The sequence below is a fragment of the Roseovarius sp. MBR-78 genome (assembly GCF_040547535.1).
GTDB lineage: Bacteria > Pseudomonadota > Alphaproteobacteria > Rhodobacterales > Rhodobacteraceae > Roseovarius.
This window is the reverse complement of record NZ_JBEPPX010000007.1, coordinates 57,319-71,440: the sequence shown is the minus strand read 5'-3', so window position 1 is coordinate 71,440 and position 14,122 is coordinate 57,319. Positions and strand designations below refer to the sequence as shown.

Here is a 14,122-nt window from a genome sequence, read left to right as displayed (position 1 = left end):
CGAGATCGCGCGGACAGTGCGGTTTTCAACTGGGGGCGTCAAGGATGATCGGGGGGTGCGAAATCCTGAAAAGATTTCGTGCCGATTTCTTTTAAAGAAATCGGCGGCGGGGTGAGCCAGCGCACTGGCGCGCGGTTGCAGAAGATGATGATCTGACCGGAATTTTCGACTACCTGGTATCCGCGCCGGTGAATTTCGCGCATGAACTGGCCCATCCCCGCGAACCGCTCGATGTCACGAGCCTTGCGCCGGATCACGGCCCCCTCTTGCACCGCCTTGGAGGTGAAGAGATCATGCAGCCAAATATCGGGCGAGAGGGGAGAATTGCGGTTTTGCATAGGGGTAGTGTGCAGGACGATTGGTAAAGGGGAGGTTAAGGGCGGTAGGGTGGGTGACACCCCACCGATGCGAGGCGGTGCGGGGGATGGTGGGGCCCCCCGCCTCAGCCCATCAGATCGGGCAGGATCGTGACGATACCTGGGAAGAACCACAAGATCGCCAGCCCCAGCACCTGGATGAGCACGAAGGGCGCGACGCCCGCGTAGATATGGCCCGTGGTCACCCCTGGCGGGGCCACCCCGCGCAGGTAGAAGAGCGCAAAGCCGAAGGGTGGCGTGAGGAACGAGGTTTGCAGGTTCACCGCGATCATGATCGTCACCCATTTCGGATCGAAACTGCCACCATAGATCACCGGGCCGACGATCGGGATCACGATATAGATGATTTCGAGGAAATCGAGCACGAAGCCGAGGATGAAGAGCACCAGCATCACGATCAGGAAGACCTTGAATTCGTTATCAAACGATTTGAGGAAATCCTGGATGTAATGCTCGCCCCCGAAAGAGATCACCACGAGGTTGAGAAGCTGCGAGCCGATCAGGATGGTGAACACCATGCTCGTGACCTTGGCGGTCTCGCGCACCACCGGGCTGAGCACGCCGCCAGCATAGAGCACCCAGCAGGCAAACAAGAGGCCGAACAATGCGTAGAGATAGGCGGCATAGGCAAAGAAGAAGGCCACCCAGCTCTCGAAGCTCACCCCGTCCTGGTTGATCCGCAGGTCGAAATTGATGCCGATGAGGATCGCCACCACCACCGCCAGCGTGGAAAACAGTATGATCCGTGGCGAGCGGTCCTGGTCGCGCAGCTTGCGGTAGGCCGCCAGCATGATCGCCCCGCCCGCGCCAAGGGCGGCGGCGGGCGTCGGATTGGTGATGCCGCCAAGGATCGAGCCGAGCACCGCCACGATAAGCACCAGGGGAGGGAATACCACGCGGATAAGCTCGTTTCCGGCCAGCCGCGCCGCGCCATGCGCCGCGCCATAGAGCGCCATCGCCATCGGCACCGCCAGCAACAGCCATGTCACCCCCGACGAGGCCGAGGGCGCGATGAGCAGGATATCGACCACAAGCCCCAGCACGATCCCCAGCGCGCCCACCAGCAGCGGCGCGGGCGAGGCCGAGGGCTTCACGCCGCGCGCCAGCACTAGGACCAGCGCCAGCATCAGCATGATCGTAGCCACGCCGGTGCCGATGGGGGCCGCATCGGCGGATTTTTCAGCGATCAGCGCCTCGATCTCCTCGGGGCTGAGGCGCACGCTTTGCTCGACACCGCCAGCGGCGTCGATGGCCTCCTGTTCCGCCACGGCAGTATCCCAGGCCGATTGGCCGTGCAGCGCGATCATCGAGGCCTTGCACTCGTCGCTCACATTGGTGCGCAGCGATGCGGTCTGGCCCATATCGGTAAAGCTGTCCACGCGCAGGCTTTGCGAGCCGACCACGCCCAGCGATGACAGCAGCATCATGCCCGCGATCAGCGCGACCGGCAGGCCCGCGAACCAGGTAAACCGCTCGGTCGCGGTGATCGGCTCTCCGGTCGCGGCACCGAACTGGACCGCCGGGGCCTTTTTCGGATTCACCAGCGCATAGCCAAAGGCATAGAGCGCATAGAGCAGCGCCAGCAGGATGCCGGGCAAGAGCGCCGCCTGAAACAGCGTGCCGACCGAGACCACCGCAGGCTCTCCCAGATAGGTCAGCGCGTCGGTGCACCCGGCCTCCTGCGCGCGGTTTTCCTGCGACACCGAATAAAGATCGCCCGCCAGCGTGCCCAAGAGCACGATCACGATCGAGGGCGGGATGATCTGCCCCAACGTGCCCGAGGCCGCGATCACCCCGGTGGAGAGTTGCGGGCTATAGCCGTTGCGCAGCATCGTGGGCAGGCTCAACAGGCCCATCGTCACCACTGTGGCGCCGACGATCCCGGTAGAGGCGGCAAGGAACGCGCCCACCACCACCACCGACACGGCGAGGCCCCCCGGCAGCGGGCCAAACACCCGTGCCATCGTGGTCAGCAGGTCGTTGGCGATCTTGGAGCGTTCCAGCGTGATCCCCATCATCACGAACATCAGCACCGCCAGCAGCGTCTCGATGGCGGCTCCCGCCAGCACCCGCTCGTTGATCCGGTTGACGATGAACGACACGTTGCGATCCAGCGCCATCTCCCAGCCCTGCGGAAACACCGGCACGCCGGTGCGCGGCAGGTCGGGGTATCGGAAGATCGAGATGGAATCGGGCCGCACACCGGTGGCCACCACCGCGTCATAGGCTGCGCTTCCGGTGTCGATGGCCTGATGGATCAACAGCCCCGCGCTATCCAGCCCGGCGATGATCGCGAAAGAGACAACGCCCGCGCCGCCAATGGCAAAGGCTACCGGAAAGCCCGATAAGATCCCCCCGAACAGGCACAGGAATACGATGAGAAGGCCGATCTCGACGCCGTCAAGTCCGAATAGCATGGTTTCCCGTCCCTTTAATGCGTGCCTTCATAGGCTTCTTCGCCCTCGCCCAGCGTGTCGCGGTCGAGGTGTTTGCCGACGCTTTCCGGCCCTTCCTTCCATTCCAGCCAGGACCGCCAGAAAAACGCCATCGCGTGCAGGAAAACCATGCCCGCGAAGAACACCAGCAGCACCTTGAAGAGGAAATAGCCGTTGAACCCGTTCGGGCTGAAACCGATGGTCTCGACATTCCAGCGCAGCGCCCGCGATTTCATCAACAGCCGGTCAAGCTGATCCGAGGCCGAGGGTTTCGGCACGATCAGGTGCCGCCAGAGAAAAAACCAGCCATACATCCAGATAAGCACCGCCATCGGCATCATGAAGATGAGGCTGCCGGCCATGTCGATCACGCGCTTGGCGCGGTGGCTGACCTGCGCGTAAACGAGGTCCACCCGCACATGGCCGCCCTGAACGAAGGTGTAGGTGCAGCACAGCGCCACCACCATCGCGTTGTAAAGCTTGAGTTCCTCGCCCCACCAACTGATGTCGAATTGCAGCGGGATACCGAAGCCCAGAACGATGTCGGGCCGCGCGAAGATGCGCTGGATAAAGACGATGACGATCTGTTGCAGCACCATGATCAGCCCGGCCCAGGCGACAAGGCGGCCCACCGTGTTGGCAAACCCCTCCAGCACCCGCACGCACCCCCACATGAAGCCGTTGCGCCACAGCCCGATGCCGGTCAGCACCAGGAAGGTGGTGAATACCACGAAAAAGAATTCCACCGATCCGCCATAATAGACGACCCGCACGATCGCCTGTTTGTCGGACCAGTCGAGCCACAGGCCCGGATGGCTGACCGCATAGCCGAGATTATAGAAGGCCATGCCGATATTCTGAAGAATCCATAGGGTTGCGTCGATCATCTTCCCCCCTTGCGCGCCCGGTTGCGGCCACGCATCTGCCCCTTAACCGGGTATGGTCACAGGCCCCGGAATGCCGGGGCCTGCGCCGTTCTGGTCAAGGATGATGGATCAGCCCAGCACGCGGTCGCGCTGCGCGGTATAGGCTCCGTCGGATTTTGCGATCCACGATGACGAAGAGGCCATCGACGCCATGTAGCTGTCATAGACGCGCTTGTAGATGTCGTCGCCCATGTTCTCCTGATGGGTCTCGTCGGCGGCCTTGCCGAACGCATCCCAGACGCTTTCGGGGAATTCCATCGTCTTGACGCCCGCCGATTGCAGCCGCTGAAGCGCCGCCGAGTTGTTGGCGAGGAACTGCGCGAGGTTCCACTGATGCGCCTCGGCGCAGGCGATCTCGACCATCTTTTGCTGTGGCGCGCTGAGGCTCTCGAAGACCTCGCGGTTCATGCCCACCGACAGGCCCGCGCCCGGCTCGTGGAAACCGGCGGTGTAATAGGTCTTGGTGATTTCCTGGAAACCGGCCTTTTCATCCGCCCAGGGGCCGATCCACTCGGTGCCGTCGATGGCACCGCTTGCCAGCGCCTGATACACTTCCGAGCCGGGCAGGTTCTGCACGCTTGCGCCCAGCTTGCCCAGCGCCTTGCCGCCAAGGCCCGGCATCCGGAACTTGAGACCGTTGAAATCCTCGGGACCTGTGATTTCCTTGTTGAACCAGCCACCGGCCTGCGCGCCGGTATTGCCCGCGAGGAAGGATTTGAGGCCAAAGATCTGGCCCAGCTCGTCGTGAAAGCCCGCGCCGTCGCCGTGGTAATACCAGTTGACCAGCTCTTGCGCGGTCATCCCGAAGGGCACCGAGGTAAAGAAGGCATAGGCCGGGTGCTGACCGACGAAATAGTAATCGGCCCCGTGATACATGTCAGCCTGACCAGCGGTCACGGCGTCGAACACCTCGAACGCGCCAACAAGCTCGCCCGCGCCCTTGATATCGACCGTCAGGCTGCCATCGGTCATGCCGTTGATGGTGTCGGCCACGCGCTGTGCGGCGTCGAACACACCGGCAAGGCCACGGCCCCAGGTTGTCACCATCGTAAGCGTGCGGTTGCCCTGCGCGATTGCGGGCGCGGCCAGCGTCGCCGCGGCGGCACCGCCGCCCAGTGCGGTCTTTGTCAGAAACGAACGACGATCCATTATTTTCCTCCCGGTTGTGTTGGCGCGGATATGCCTCTTACGGACAGCCCGCAGATCGTGCGCAGACCTTAGACCGCGATTCGTGACCTGCAAATACCGATTACTGCGTAGAGCGGCGATTTTTGCGCGCCGCGCGCATCACTTGCATATCGTCCTTTGCGGGTGTTCAACATCGTCATGAAGCCAAAGATCCTCACTACCCTGTCGGGCTATACCGCCGCGCTGTTTCGCGCCGATCTCTTGGCCGGGATCACCGTGGCGATGGTTGCCCTGCCGCTCAGCATCGCCATCGCCATCGCCTCGGGGGCGGACCCGGCCACCGGGCTTGTGACCGCGATCATTGGCGGGTTTCTCATATCGGCACTCGGCGGCAGCCGGGTGCAGATCGGCGGGCCGACGGGGGCCTTCATCGTCGTGGTCTATGGCGTCATCGCCGAGCACGGCCATGACGGGCTGATACTGGCGACGCTGATGGCGGGGGTCATCATGCTGGTCGCAGGCCGCCTCAAGGCCGGAAGCCTCGTGCGGCATATCCCCGAGGCGGTCATCAACGGCTTTACCATCGGTATCGCCATCATCATCGCCACAAGCCAGCTTGCCGATCTTTTCGGCCTCGATACCGCGCAACTGCCCGCCGATTTCCTGCCCAAGATCGCCGCCCTGTGGGACGCGCGCGCCACGCTCAACCCGCAGGCGCTTGTGATCGGCATCGCGACCATCGCCGCAATCGTGGCGCTGCGTTGGCTTGCGCCCCGCTTGCCGGGGCTGATCGTGGCGATGGCGGTCTGTTCGGCGGCGGTGGCGGTGCTGAACCTGCCGGTCGATACGCTTTATTCGCGCTTCGGCGCGCTGCCTGCCACGCTGCCCATGCCCCATATCCCGGCGCTCGGTATCGAGCGGATGCTCGATCTGCTGCCCTCGGCGCTCATCATCGCGTTCCTGGCCGGGGTGGAATCGCTCTTGTCGGCCTCGGTCGCCGACCGGATGATCGACGGCAACACCCGGCCCAATGCCGAGGTGATCGCGGGTGGCGCGGCCAATATCGGCTCGGCGCTCTTTGGCGGCTTGCCCGCGACCGGGGCGATTGCGCGCACCGCCACCAATGTGCACGCGGGCGGGCGCACGCCGGTGGCGGGGATGGTGCACGCGCTGACCATCCTTGTCGTGATGATCCTGGCCGCGCCGCTGGCGGGCTATCTTGCCATGCCCGCGCTGGCGGGGCTGTTGCTCATCACCGCGTGGAACATGTCCGAGGTGCAGCACTGGCGGCGGCATCTGGCGGCGCGGCGCTCCGATCAGGTGCTTCTGGTGCTCACGCTGGTGCTGACGGTGCTGACCGATCTCGCGCTCGCTATCGGTGTGGGTGTGGCGCTCGGGCTGGCGCTGCGCCTGCGGCGGCGCGCGGTGCCCGAGGCCGATTGGCACGACCCCGACCGCTGAGCCGCGCGAAACGCTGGATTTGCGGCGCGCGTGCGGGTATCCGGGATCGCATGTTTGCACGCCTTCGGCTCAACTACGGACAGAAACTGTTCCTGATCGCCACGCTGCCGCTCATTCTCATGGCGGCGGTAGTGGCGCTCGTGGTGACGCTGGAGGCGCGCCAGATGGCTGAACGCGAGATCAAGACGCTGGAGGCGCAGCTTATCGCGGCCAAGCGCGCCGAGCTGCGCAATTACATCTCCATCGCGCGCACCGCTTTTGTCAACATCTATGGCCGCGCCGCCCCCGATGACCGTGCGGCGATGCGCGAGGTGAGCCAGATCCTCGCGGCCATGCTCTATGGCCAGGATGGCTATTTCTTCGTGTTCGACTATGATGGCACCAATCTTGTCAGCCCCCGGCGCACCGAATTGATCGGCCGCGACTGGACCGGGCTCGAAGATCCCTCGGGCGTGCCCGTCACCGACGAGCTGATCCGGCTGGCGCGTTCGGGCGGGGGCTATCACAGCTTTGTCTGGCCCAAGCCCTCGACCGGCGAGCGTCGGCAGATGGTGGCCTATGTGATCGGGCTTCAGGATTGGCGCTGGGCGATCGGCACCGGCGTTTTCATCGACGATGTGATCGCCACCGTTGCCACCTCGCGCCAGCAGGTCGAGGCGCGGGTGCGGCGCACATTCGCCTATCTCGGTGGGGCGACCATACTCGCGCTGATCTTCGTCTTTGTCACCGGCCTCTCCATCACCATCCGCGAGCGCCGCCTTGCCGATGCCAAGCTCAAGAAACTCACGCAGCGCGTGTTCGACGCGCAGGAGGAAGAGCGCGGCCGCGTCGCGCGCGAATTGCACGACGGTATCAGCCAGATCCTCGTCGGCGTGCGCTATGCGCTGGAAACCGCGCGCAGGCGGCTGGCCGCAGGCGATGCACGCGCCGAGGATACGCTCACGCGCGGGGCCGCGCATCTGTCCACTGCCATCCAGGAGGTGCGCCGCATCAGCCGTGACCTGCGCCCCGGCGCGCTCGACGATCTCGGGCTTGGCCCCGCGCTCAAGGCGCTGGCCGAGGATTTCGGGCGGCGCACGGGTATCGCCACCCGGTTCGACACGGTGGTGTTTCGTAACCGGCTCGACGAGGAGGCCAAGATCGCGCTTTACCGCGTGGCGCAGGAGGCGCTCACCAATATCGAGCGGCATTCCGGCGCGACCCGCGTTCATATCGACCTGCGCGGCCATGCGGGTGGCGGCACGCTGCGCATCACCGACAATGGCTGCGGCCTCGATGCGGGGCAGGCGCGACCCGGCGCGGGCGGCGGCATCGGGCTGCGCAACATGCAGGAACGTATCGAGCAGATCGACGGGCGGCTTGTCATCCGCTCCTCGCCGCAGGGCACCGAGATCGAGGCCACCGTGCCGCTCACCCATCTTCTCACCCCGCAGGGCCAGACCGAGACGGTCCCAGACACGAAAAGGGCAACGGCATGACCCAAGCGCGCACCCGCGTTGTCATCGTTGACGATCACCCGATGGTCACCGAGGGCATCCAGTCCATCCTCGAAGGCTATGACGATATCGAGGTCATCGCAGCGCTATGTGACGGGCAGGCGATCATCGACCGCGTGGCCGAGCTTGCCCCCGACGTGGTGCTGCTCGATCTCAACATGCCGGGGATCGGCGGGCTGTCGACCACCGAAATCCTGCTGGAGCGCCGCCCCGGCACCCGCATCCTGATCCTGTCGATGCATGACAGCCCCGAATACATTTCCTCGGCGCTGAGCCACGGGGCGCTGGGCTATGTGCTCAAGGACGTGCCCGTGGACGAGATCAAGCACGCCATCGACGCGGTCATGGCCGGGCAACGCTACCTGTGCACTGGCGCGCAAGGCTCGCTCGCACCCTTCACCGCGCCGGACCGCGAACAGCTCACCAACCGCGAACAGACCATCCTTCTGATGCTCGCGCAGGGCAAGGCGAACAAGGAGGTGGCGCGCGCGCTCGATATTTCCGTGCGCACGGTCGAGACGCATCGCAAGAATATCAAGCGCAAGCTTGGCATCGCCTCGACGGCGGGGCTGACGCGCTACGCGCTCGAACACGGGGTGTTGCAGGGCACGGGCGTGCGCATGTGACCGCCCGCAATCGGCCCGCGCGTTGATGCGCGCACGTTCTGGCACATTCTGGCACAAGCGGTGCGATGGTGGAGCCTAGGGGGATCGAACCCCTGACCTCGTCATTGCGAACGACGCGCTCTCCCAGCTGAGCTAAGGCCCCGATGCGCGCCGATTTGCGCGATCCATGTGCGAAGGTCAAGAGGCGGATCGCCGCTCAGATACTCGGCCGCAGAACGTGCCCGGCATAGAGGTCTGCGAGCCGCGCCACCGCCTGCTCGGGGGGCAATTCCTCGCTTTCGCCCGTGCGCCGCGAGGTGAGTTCCACCACGCCGTTCTTCAATCCGCGCGGCCCCACCGTGATCCGCCACGGCAGGCCTATGAGGTCCATCGTGGCGAATTTGCCGCCTGCGCGCTCGTCGCGGTCATCGTAAAGCGGCTCCAGCCCAAGTGCCTCAAGAGACGCATAAATTGCCTCGCAGGCGGCATCCGCCTCCGCATCGCCCTGCTTGAGATTGACGATCCCCGCATGATAGGGCGTCACCCCCTCGGGCCAGATGATGCCGCGCTCGTCGTGCGACGCCTCGATGATCGCGCCGATGAGGCGCGAGACGCCAATGCCATGGCTGCCCATATGCACCGGCACCGGTTTGCCATCGGGGCCCTGCACCGTGGCCCCCATCGGCTCGGAATACTTGGTGCCGAAATAGAAGATCTGCCCCACCTCGATGCCGCGCGCGACGCGGCGGCGCTCTTCGGGGATTTGCGCAAACAGGGCCTCGTCATGGGTCTCATCGGTGCGGGCATAGCGCGCGGTGAATTCATCGAGCACGGCGCGGCATTGCGCGGGATCGTCATAATCAATCTCGCGGTCGCCGAATTTCAGATCGGTGATGGCGCTGTCATAGAACACCTCCGATTCGCCCGTCTCGGCCAGCACGAGGAATTCATGCGTGTCGTCGCCACCGATGGGGCCGCTATCGGCGCGCATCGGGATCGCCTGAAGCCCCATCCGCTCGTAGGTGCGCAGGTAGCTCACCAGATGGCGGTTATAGGCGTGCAGCGCGTCCTCTTTTGTCAAATCAAAATTATAGCCGTCCTTCATCAGGAATTCACGGCCCCGCATGACGCCGAAACGCGGGCGCGTCTCGTCGCGGAATTTCCATTGGATATGGTAGAGCGTCAGCGGCAGGTCGCGATAGCTGCCGACATGGCTTCGGAAAATATCGGTGATCAACTCCTCGTTCGTGGGACCGTAGAGCATGTCGCGCCCGTGGCGGTCGGTGATGCGCAGCATCTCGGCGCCGTAATCGTCATAGCGCCCGCTCTCGCGCCACAGATCGGCCGATTGCAGCGTCGGCATCAGCATCGGGATATGACCCGCGCGCACCTGTTCTTCGTGGACGATGTTCTCGAGCTTGCGCAACACCTTGAAGCCCAGGGGCAGCCAGGAATAAATCCCGGCGCTGGCCTGCTTGATCATGCCCGCGCGCAGCATCAGCCGGTGGCTGGCGATCTGCGCCTCGGCGGGGGTTTCCTTGAGAACGGGCAGGAAATAACGGCTCAGGCGCATGGGCGGGATTCCTCGGTCAAACGGTGTCAAGGCGCGGTCTAAGCCATTAATCCGCGCCCGACAACCGACCGGTTTGCGGCGCGAACCGCACGGCTCGCGGTGGGCGGCCTGTGTTGGCTGCGCCGCTGATCTGCATCGAGGCGGTGCCGAGGGCGGCGCTTGACCTCGGGGAGAGAACCCGCCCCTGCCGGTTGCGTCATCATGCGGGCGCACCTTTGTATCCCGTCGTATACAGTATTGATCTTTTCGATACCTGCGATATGACGGGGCAAACCGCCAAGGAGTGCCCGACATGACCGCCACCCGCACCGAATCCGACAGCTTCGGCCCGCTCGACGTGCCCGCCGATAAATACTGGGGCGCGCAGACGCAGCGCTCGATCATGAATTTCCCCATCGGCTGGGAGCGTCAGCCCGTGCCCATCGTGCGGGCCTTGGGCGTCATCAAGAAGGCCTGCGCAGAGGCCAACAAGGCGAGCGGCAAGCTCGATTCGCGGCTGGCCGAGGCGATCATTCAGGCGGCGGGCGAGGTGATCGAGGGTAAATTCGATGACAATTTCCCGCTTGTGGTGTGGCAGACGGGGTCTGGCACCCAATCCAACATGAACGCCAACGAGGTCATCGCCAACCGCGCGATTGAGATCCTCGGCGGCACCATCGGCTCCAAGGACCCGGTGCATCCCAATGATCATTGCAACATGGGGCAATCCTCGAACGATACCTTCCCCACCGCCATGCATATCGCCGCCGCCATGAGCGTGCGCGATGTGCTCATGCCGGGGCTGGAGGCGCTGGCCTCGGGGCTGGAGGCCAAATCGGCCGAGTTCAAGGACATCATCAAGATCGGCCGCACCCATACGCAGGATGCGACGCCGCTGACCCTTGGGCAGGAATTTTCCGGCTACGCGCATCAGGTGCGGCAGGGGATTGCGCGCGTCAACGCCTGCCTGCCCGGCATCTATGAGCTGGCACAGGGCGGCACGGCGGTGGGCACCGGCCTCAACACCGCGCATGGCTGGGATACGACCGTGGCGGCCAATATGGCCGCGATCACCGGTCTGCCTTTTGTCACTGCGCCCAACAAGTTCGAGGCGCTGGCCGCGCATGACGCGATGGTGTTCCTGTCGGGGGCTTTGGCGACGGTGGCGGGGTCGTGCTACAAGATCGCCAACGACATCCGCTTTCTCGGCTCGGGCCCGCGCTCTGGCCTTGGCGAATTGATCCTGCCCGAGAACGAGCCGGGCAGTTCGATCATGCCCGGCAAGGTCAACCCGACGCAGGCCGAGGCGCTGACGCAGGTGGCGGCGCATGTCATGGGCAACGACGCAGCGATCAAGTTCGCAGGGTCGCAGGGGCATTTTGAACTTAACGTCTACAATCCGATGATGGCCTATAACCTGTTGCAATCCATCCAGCTTTTGGGCGATGCCACCGCCAGCTTCACCGCGCGCATGCTCAACGGCATTCAGGCCAACGCGCCGCGCATCGACAAGCTTATGAAGGAAAGCCTGATGCTGGTTACGGCCCTTGCCCCCACCATCGGCTATGACAATGCCACCAAGGTTGCCAAGACCGCGCACAAAAACGGCACCACCCTACGGGAAGAGGCGATTGCCCTTGGCTTTGTCGATGGCGAAACCTTTGACCGCGTGGTGCGCCCCGAGGACATGATCGGCCCGAAATGAGCGAGGGGCCGGTCAACCTCAACCGGTTGAGAAAAGAGCGCGCGCGGGCCGCGAAAAAGGCCCGCGCCGACGAGAACGCGGCCCGCTTTGGCCGAACCAAGGCGCAGAAGGCCGAAGAGAAAACGGCCTTCGCTCGCGCCCGCGCGCATCTCGACGCCCACCGCCGCGAGGAGGAGTGATGCGCGCTTCATCTTGCCTTAAATATTCCGGGGGGGTCGCCGCTTGCGGCGACGGGGGCAGCGCCCCCACCCCTTGCCTGCGATGACCGCGCGACCGGTCAAGCGCTCGCTCACCCTGCAAGGGCACCGCACCAGCGTGTCGCTGGAGGATGAATTCTGGCAGGCCTTCCGTGAGATCGCCCAAGCCGAGGGCCGCGCGCTCAACGCGCTTGCCGCCGAGATCGACGCGGCGCGCGACCCCGCAACGGGGCTGGCCTCGGCCATCCGGCTCTATGTGCTCGCCCATTACCGCGCGCGGGCAGAGGCGTCGTAAAACCGTCATCCCTAGGCGCGGTGTGTCGTTTTCCGCATGAATCCCACCGCACCCGGTTGAAGACCGGGCGTAACCCGCGTTACCCTTGGGATACGCGCAGACCGCCCGATGGGCGGCAGATATGTCCGGCGGCGGCAAGCTGCCCGCCTTCGGACGAGGAAAAGCCCGGCGGGAACGGGTGGGGGGCACGCCTCGCACCTGCCCGCTTCGCCGCTGGACAAACAGGAGGGACACGGGATGTCAGACGATACCGCCAACCAGGGTATCCCCGAGCCGGAAGGGCATTCGGAGATCATCGAGACCGATTATCAGATCGGTCAGGACAATATTCAGACGAAGATTGGGCCGTTCGGCCTCGACATTCACAACCCCGTCTTCGTGATCTCGGGGCTGGTTGTGATCGCGTTTGTCGCTTATGCGCTCATCGCGCCGCAACATGCGGCGGATTTCTTCGGCTGGCTCAGGCCCGCGCTGACCACGACGTTTGATTGGTTCTTCCTGTCGGCGGCCAATATCTTCGTCATCTTCTGCCTGCTGCTCATCGTGACGCCCTATGGCTCGGTGCGCCTTGGTGGCACCGAGGCATCGCCCGATTACAGCTATACCGGCTGGTTCGCGATGCTGTTTGCCGCGGGCATGGGCATCGGGCTCATGTTCTTTGGCGTGCTGGAGCCTGCCTATTACTTTGGCACGCCCTGGGGCGACGAGCCGTTGGGCGCGGTGCGGCCCTTTACAGAGGATGGGGTGCTCATCGAGGCGAATATCGCCGAGGCGCGGCGCATGGCGCTGGCGGCAACCAGCTATCACTGGGCGTTGCATCCTTGGGCGATCTATGCCGTGGTGGCGCTGGCGCTGGCGCTGTTCAGCTATAACAAGGGCCTGCCGCTCACCATCCGTTCGGCCTTTTACCCGATCCTGGGCGATCGGGTCTGGGGCTGGACCGGCCATATCATCGACACGCTGGCCGTCTTTGCCACGCTCTTTGGCCTGGCCACTTCGCTGGGCCTTGGCGCACAGCAGGCCAATGCCGGGCTCAACTATGTCTATGGTATCCCCGAGGGGGTGACGACGCAGGTGATCCTCATCATCGGCATCACCGCGATTGCGCTTGTCTCGGTGCTGCGCGGGCTTGATGGTGGCGTCAAGGTGCTGTCGGAGATCAACATGGTGATCGCGCTGGCGCTTCTGGTCTTTGTGGTCATCGCCGCCGGGGCGGCCAGTATCCTGAGCGAGTTCGTGACTGGTATCGGGGCCTATTTCAAGGAGGTTATCCCGCTGTCGAACCCGTTCGGGCGCGAGGATACCGGCTATATGCAGGGCTGGACGGCGTTTTACTGGGCGTGGTGGATCAGCTGGTCACCCTTCGTGGGCATGTTCATCGCCCGCGTGAGCCGGGGCCGCACGGTGCGCGAATTCATCACCTGCGTGCTCATCATCCCGTCGGTTGTCTGCGTATTCTGGATGGCGGTGTTCGGCGGGGCGGCGATCAACGATATCATCGCCAATCCCGAAACCAGCGCCGTCAAGGCGCAGGTGATCGACAGCTACAACCCGCCCTTGTCGCTGTTCGCGATGCTGGACAGCCTGCCGCTCGCATCGATCACTTCGACCATCGGCATCGTGCTGGTGATCGTGTTCTTCGTGACCTCGTCCGACAGTGGCAGCCTCGTGATCGACACGATCACCGCGGGCGGCAAGGTCGATGCGCCGGTGCCGCAGCGGGTGTTCTGGTGCACCTTCGAGGGGCTGGTGGCCATCGCGCTGCTGATTGGCGGCGGGTTGACCTCGCTTCAGGCGATGGTGATTTCCACGGGCCTGCCGTTCACGATCATCCTGCTGTTGCTCTGCCTGATGATCTGGAAGGGGCTGGCCTCCGAGAAACGGTAACGCCGGGTTCCCGCAGCCCGGATCACGACCAAAGCCCCCCGGCTGTTGCACGCCGGGG

12 protein-coding genes and 1 tRNA gene are annotated in these 14,122 nt (G+C 64.3%); 7 read left to right on the top strand and 6 right to left on the bottom strand.

The window, feature by feature from the left end; genetic code table 11:
- Positions 1–38 precede the first annotated feature (38 nt).
- The 4 genes from ABIE58_RS07480 to ABIE58_RS07465 all read right to left on the bottom strand — a co-directional run bounded on the left by ABIE58_RS07480 (position 39) and on the right by ABIE58_RS07465 (position 4,887).
- On the bottom strand, positions 39–338 hold the full coding sequence (locus ABIE58_RS07480; RefSeq protein ID WP_354544083.1) for an aspartate aminotransferase: 300 nt from the start codon (positions 336–338) through the stop codon (positions 39–41).
- A 104-nt stretch (positions 339–442) separates the two neighbouring features.
- Positions 443–2,794, bottom strand: a complete 2,352-nt coding sequence (locus ABIE58_RS07475) for a TRAP transporter large permease subunit (RefSeq protein ID WP_354544082.1) — start codon at positions 2,792–2,794, stop codon at positions 443–445.
- A gap of 14 nt (positions 2,795–2,808) precedes the next feature.
- Positions 2,809–3,699 carry a TRAP transporter small permease subunit gene (locus ABIE58_RS07470; protein ID WP_354544081.1) on the bottom strand — a complete coding sequence of 297 codons (891 nt, stop codon included), beginning with the start codon at positions 3,697–3,699 and terminating at the stop codon, positions 2,809–2,811.
- 108 nt (positions 3,700–3,807) lie between these two features.
- On the bottom strand, positions 3,808–4,887 hold the full coding sequence (locus tag ABIE58_RS07465; RefSeq protein WP_354544080.1) for a TRAP transporter substrate-binding protein: 1,080 nt from the start codon (positions 4,885–4,887) through the stop codon (positions 3,808–3,810).
- A gap of 177 nt (positions 4,888–5,064) precedes the next feature.
- On the opposite strand from ABIE58_RS07465, the gene ABIE58_RS07460 reads away from it, so the two are divergent.
- Genes ABIE58_RS07460 through ABIE58_RS07450 form a run of 3 tightly spaced genes read left to right on the top strand, consistent with a single transcriptional unit; the run spans position 5,065 to position 8,449 of the window.
- Positions 5,065–6,327 (top strand): SulP family inorganic anion transporter, encoded by a 1,263-nt coding sequence (locus ABIE58_RS07460; RefSeq protein WP_354544079.1) that lies wholly within the window; start codon positions 5,065–5,067, stop codon positions 6,325–6,327.
- Between the two features lie 50 nt (positions 6,328–6,377).
- Positions 6,378–7,805: a cache domain-containing protein gene (locus ABIE58_RS07455; protein WP_354544078.1), complete on the top strand. Its 1,428-nt coding sequence runs from the start codon at positions 6,378–6,380 to the stop codon at positions 7,803–7,805.
- The gene (locus tag ABIE58_RS07450; RefSeq protein ID WP_354544077.1) at positions 7,802–8,449 is read left to right on the top strand and encodes a response regulator transcription factor; all 648 of its coding nucleotides are present in this window, start codon (positions 7,802–7,804) and stop codon (positions 8,447–8,449) included. The genes ABIE58_RS07455 and ABIE58_RS07450 overlap by 4 nt, the downstream gene beginning before the upstream one ends.
- 66 nt (positions 8,450–8,515) lie before the next feature.
- Here ABIE58_RS07450 and ABIE58_RS07445 read toward each other — a convergent pair.
- Together ABIE58_RS07445 and proS are read right to left on the bottom strand one after the other, a co-directional pair.
- Positions 8,516–8,591 (bottom strand) — tRNA-Ala (locus tag ABIE58_RS07445).
- Between the two features lie 54 nt (positions 8,592–8,645).
- Positions 8,646–10,001 carry a proline--tRNA ligase gene (proS, locus tag ABIE58_RS07440; protein WP_354544076.1) on the bottom strand — a complete coding sequence of 452 codons (1,356 nt, stop codon included), beginning with the start codon at positions 9,999–10,001 and terminating at the stop codon, positions 8,646–8,648.
- Positions 10,002–10,293: 292 nt separating this feature from the next.
- Between proS and fumC the strand changes: the two genes are divergently transcribed.
- The 4 genes from fumC (at position 10,294) to ABIE58_RS07420 (ending at position 14,064) form a co-directional block, all read left to right on the top strand.
- Positions 10,294–11,685, top strand: coding sequence for a class II fumarate hydratase (gene fumC / locus ABIE58_RS07435; protein WP_354544075.1), 1,392 nt, complete (start codon positions 10,294–10,296; stop codon positions 11,683–11,685).
- Complete coding sequence (locus ABIE58_RS07430) at positions 11,682–11,864, top strand: DUF4169 family protein (protein WP_354544074.1); 183 nt, start codon at positions 11,682–11,684, stop codon at positions 11,862–11,864. Before fumC ends, ABIE58_RS07430 begins: the two co-directional genes overlap by 4 nt.
- Before the next feature lie 82 nt (positions 11,865–11,946).
- A complete protein-coding gene (locus ABIE58_RS07425) occupies positions 11,947–12,177 on the top strand; it encodes a ribbon-helix-helix domain-containing protein (RefSeq protein ID WP_354544073.1) in 231 nt (76 codons plus the stop codon).
- Between the two features lie 237 nt (positions 12,178–12,414).
- Positions 12,415–14,064, top strand: coding sequence for a BCCT family transporter (locus ABIE58_RS07420; protein ID WP_354544072.1), 1,650 nt, complete (start codon positions 12,415–12,417; stop codon positions 14,062–14,064).
- Positions 14,065–14,122: the final 58 nt, after the last annotated feature.

Bases quoted from the DNA above. Each gene is read 5' to 3' on its own strand.
- ABIE58_RS07480 (WP_354544083.1), bottom strand. From the start codon at position 338: ATGCAAAACCGCAATTCTCCCCTCTCGCCCGATATTTGGCTGCATGAT.
- ABIE58_RS07475 (WP_354544082.1), bottom strand. From the start codon at position 2,794: ATGCTATTCGGACTTGACGGCGTCGAGATCGGCCTTCTCATCGTATTC.
- ABIE58_RS07470 (WP_354544081.1), bottom strand. From the start codon at position 3,699: ATGATCGACGCAACCCTATGGATTCTTCAGAATATCGGCATGGCCTTC.
- ABIE58_RS07465 (WP_354544080.1), bottom strand. From the start codon at position 4,887: ATGGATCGTCGTTCGTTTCTGACAAAGACCGCACTGGGCGGCGGTGCC.
- ABIE58_RS07460 (WP_354544079.1), top strand. From the start codon at position 5,065: ATGAAGCCAAAGATCCTCACTACCCTGTCGGGCTATACCGCCGCGCTG.
- ABIE58_RS07455 (WP_354544078.1), top strand. From the start codon at position 6,378: ATGTTTGCACGCCTTCGGCTCAACTACGGACAGAAACTGTTCCTGATC.
- ABIE58_RS07450 (WP_354544077.1), top strand. From the start codon at position 7,802: ATGACCCAAGCGCGCACCCGCGTTGTCATCGTTGACGATCACCCGATG.
- proS (WP_354544076.1), bottom strand. From the start codon at position 10,001: ATGCGCCTGAGCCGTTATTTCCTGCCCGTTCTCAAGGAAACCCCCGCC.
- fumC (WP_354544075.1), top strand. From the start codon at position 10,294: ATGACCGCCACCCGCACCGAATCCGACAGCTTCGGCCCGCTCGACGTG.
- ABIE58_RS07430 (WP_354544074.1), top strand. From the start codon at position 11,682: ATGAGCGAGGGGCCGGTCAACCTCAACCGGTTGAGAAAAGAGCGCGCG.
- ABIE58_RS07425 (WP_354544073.1), top strand. From the start codon at position 11,947: ATGACCGCGCGACCGGTCAAGCGCTCGCTCACCCTGCAAGGGCACCGC.
- ABIE58_RS07420 (WP_354544072.1), top strand. From the start codon at position 12,415: ATGTCAGACGATACCGCCAACCAGGGTATCCCCGAGCCGGAAGGGCAT.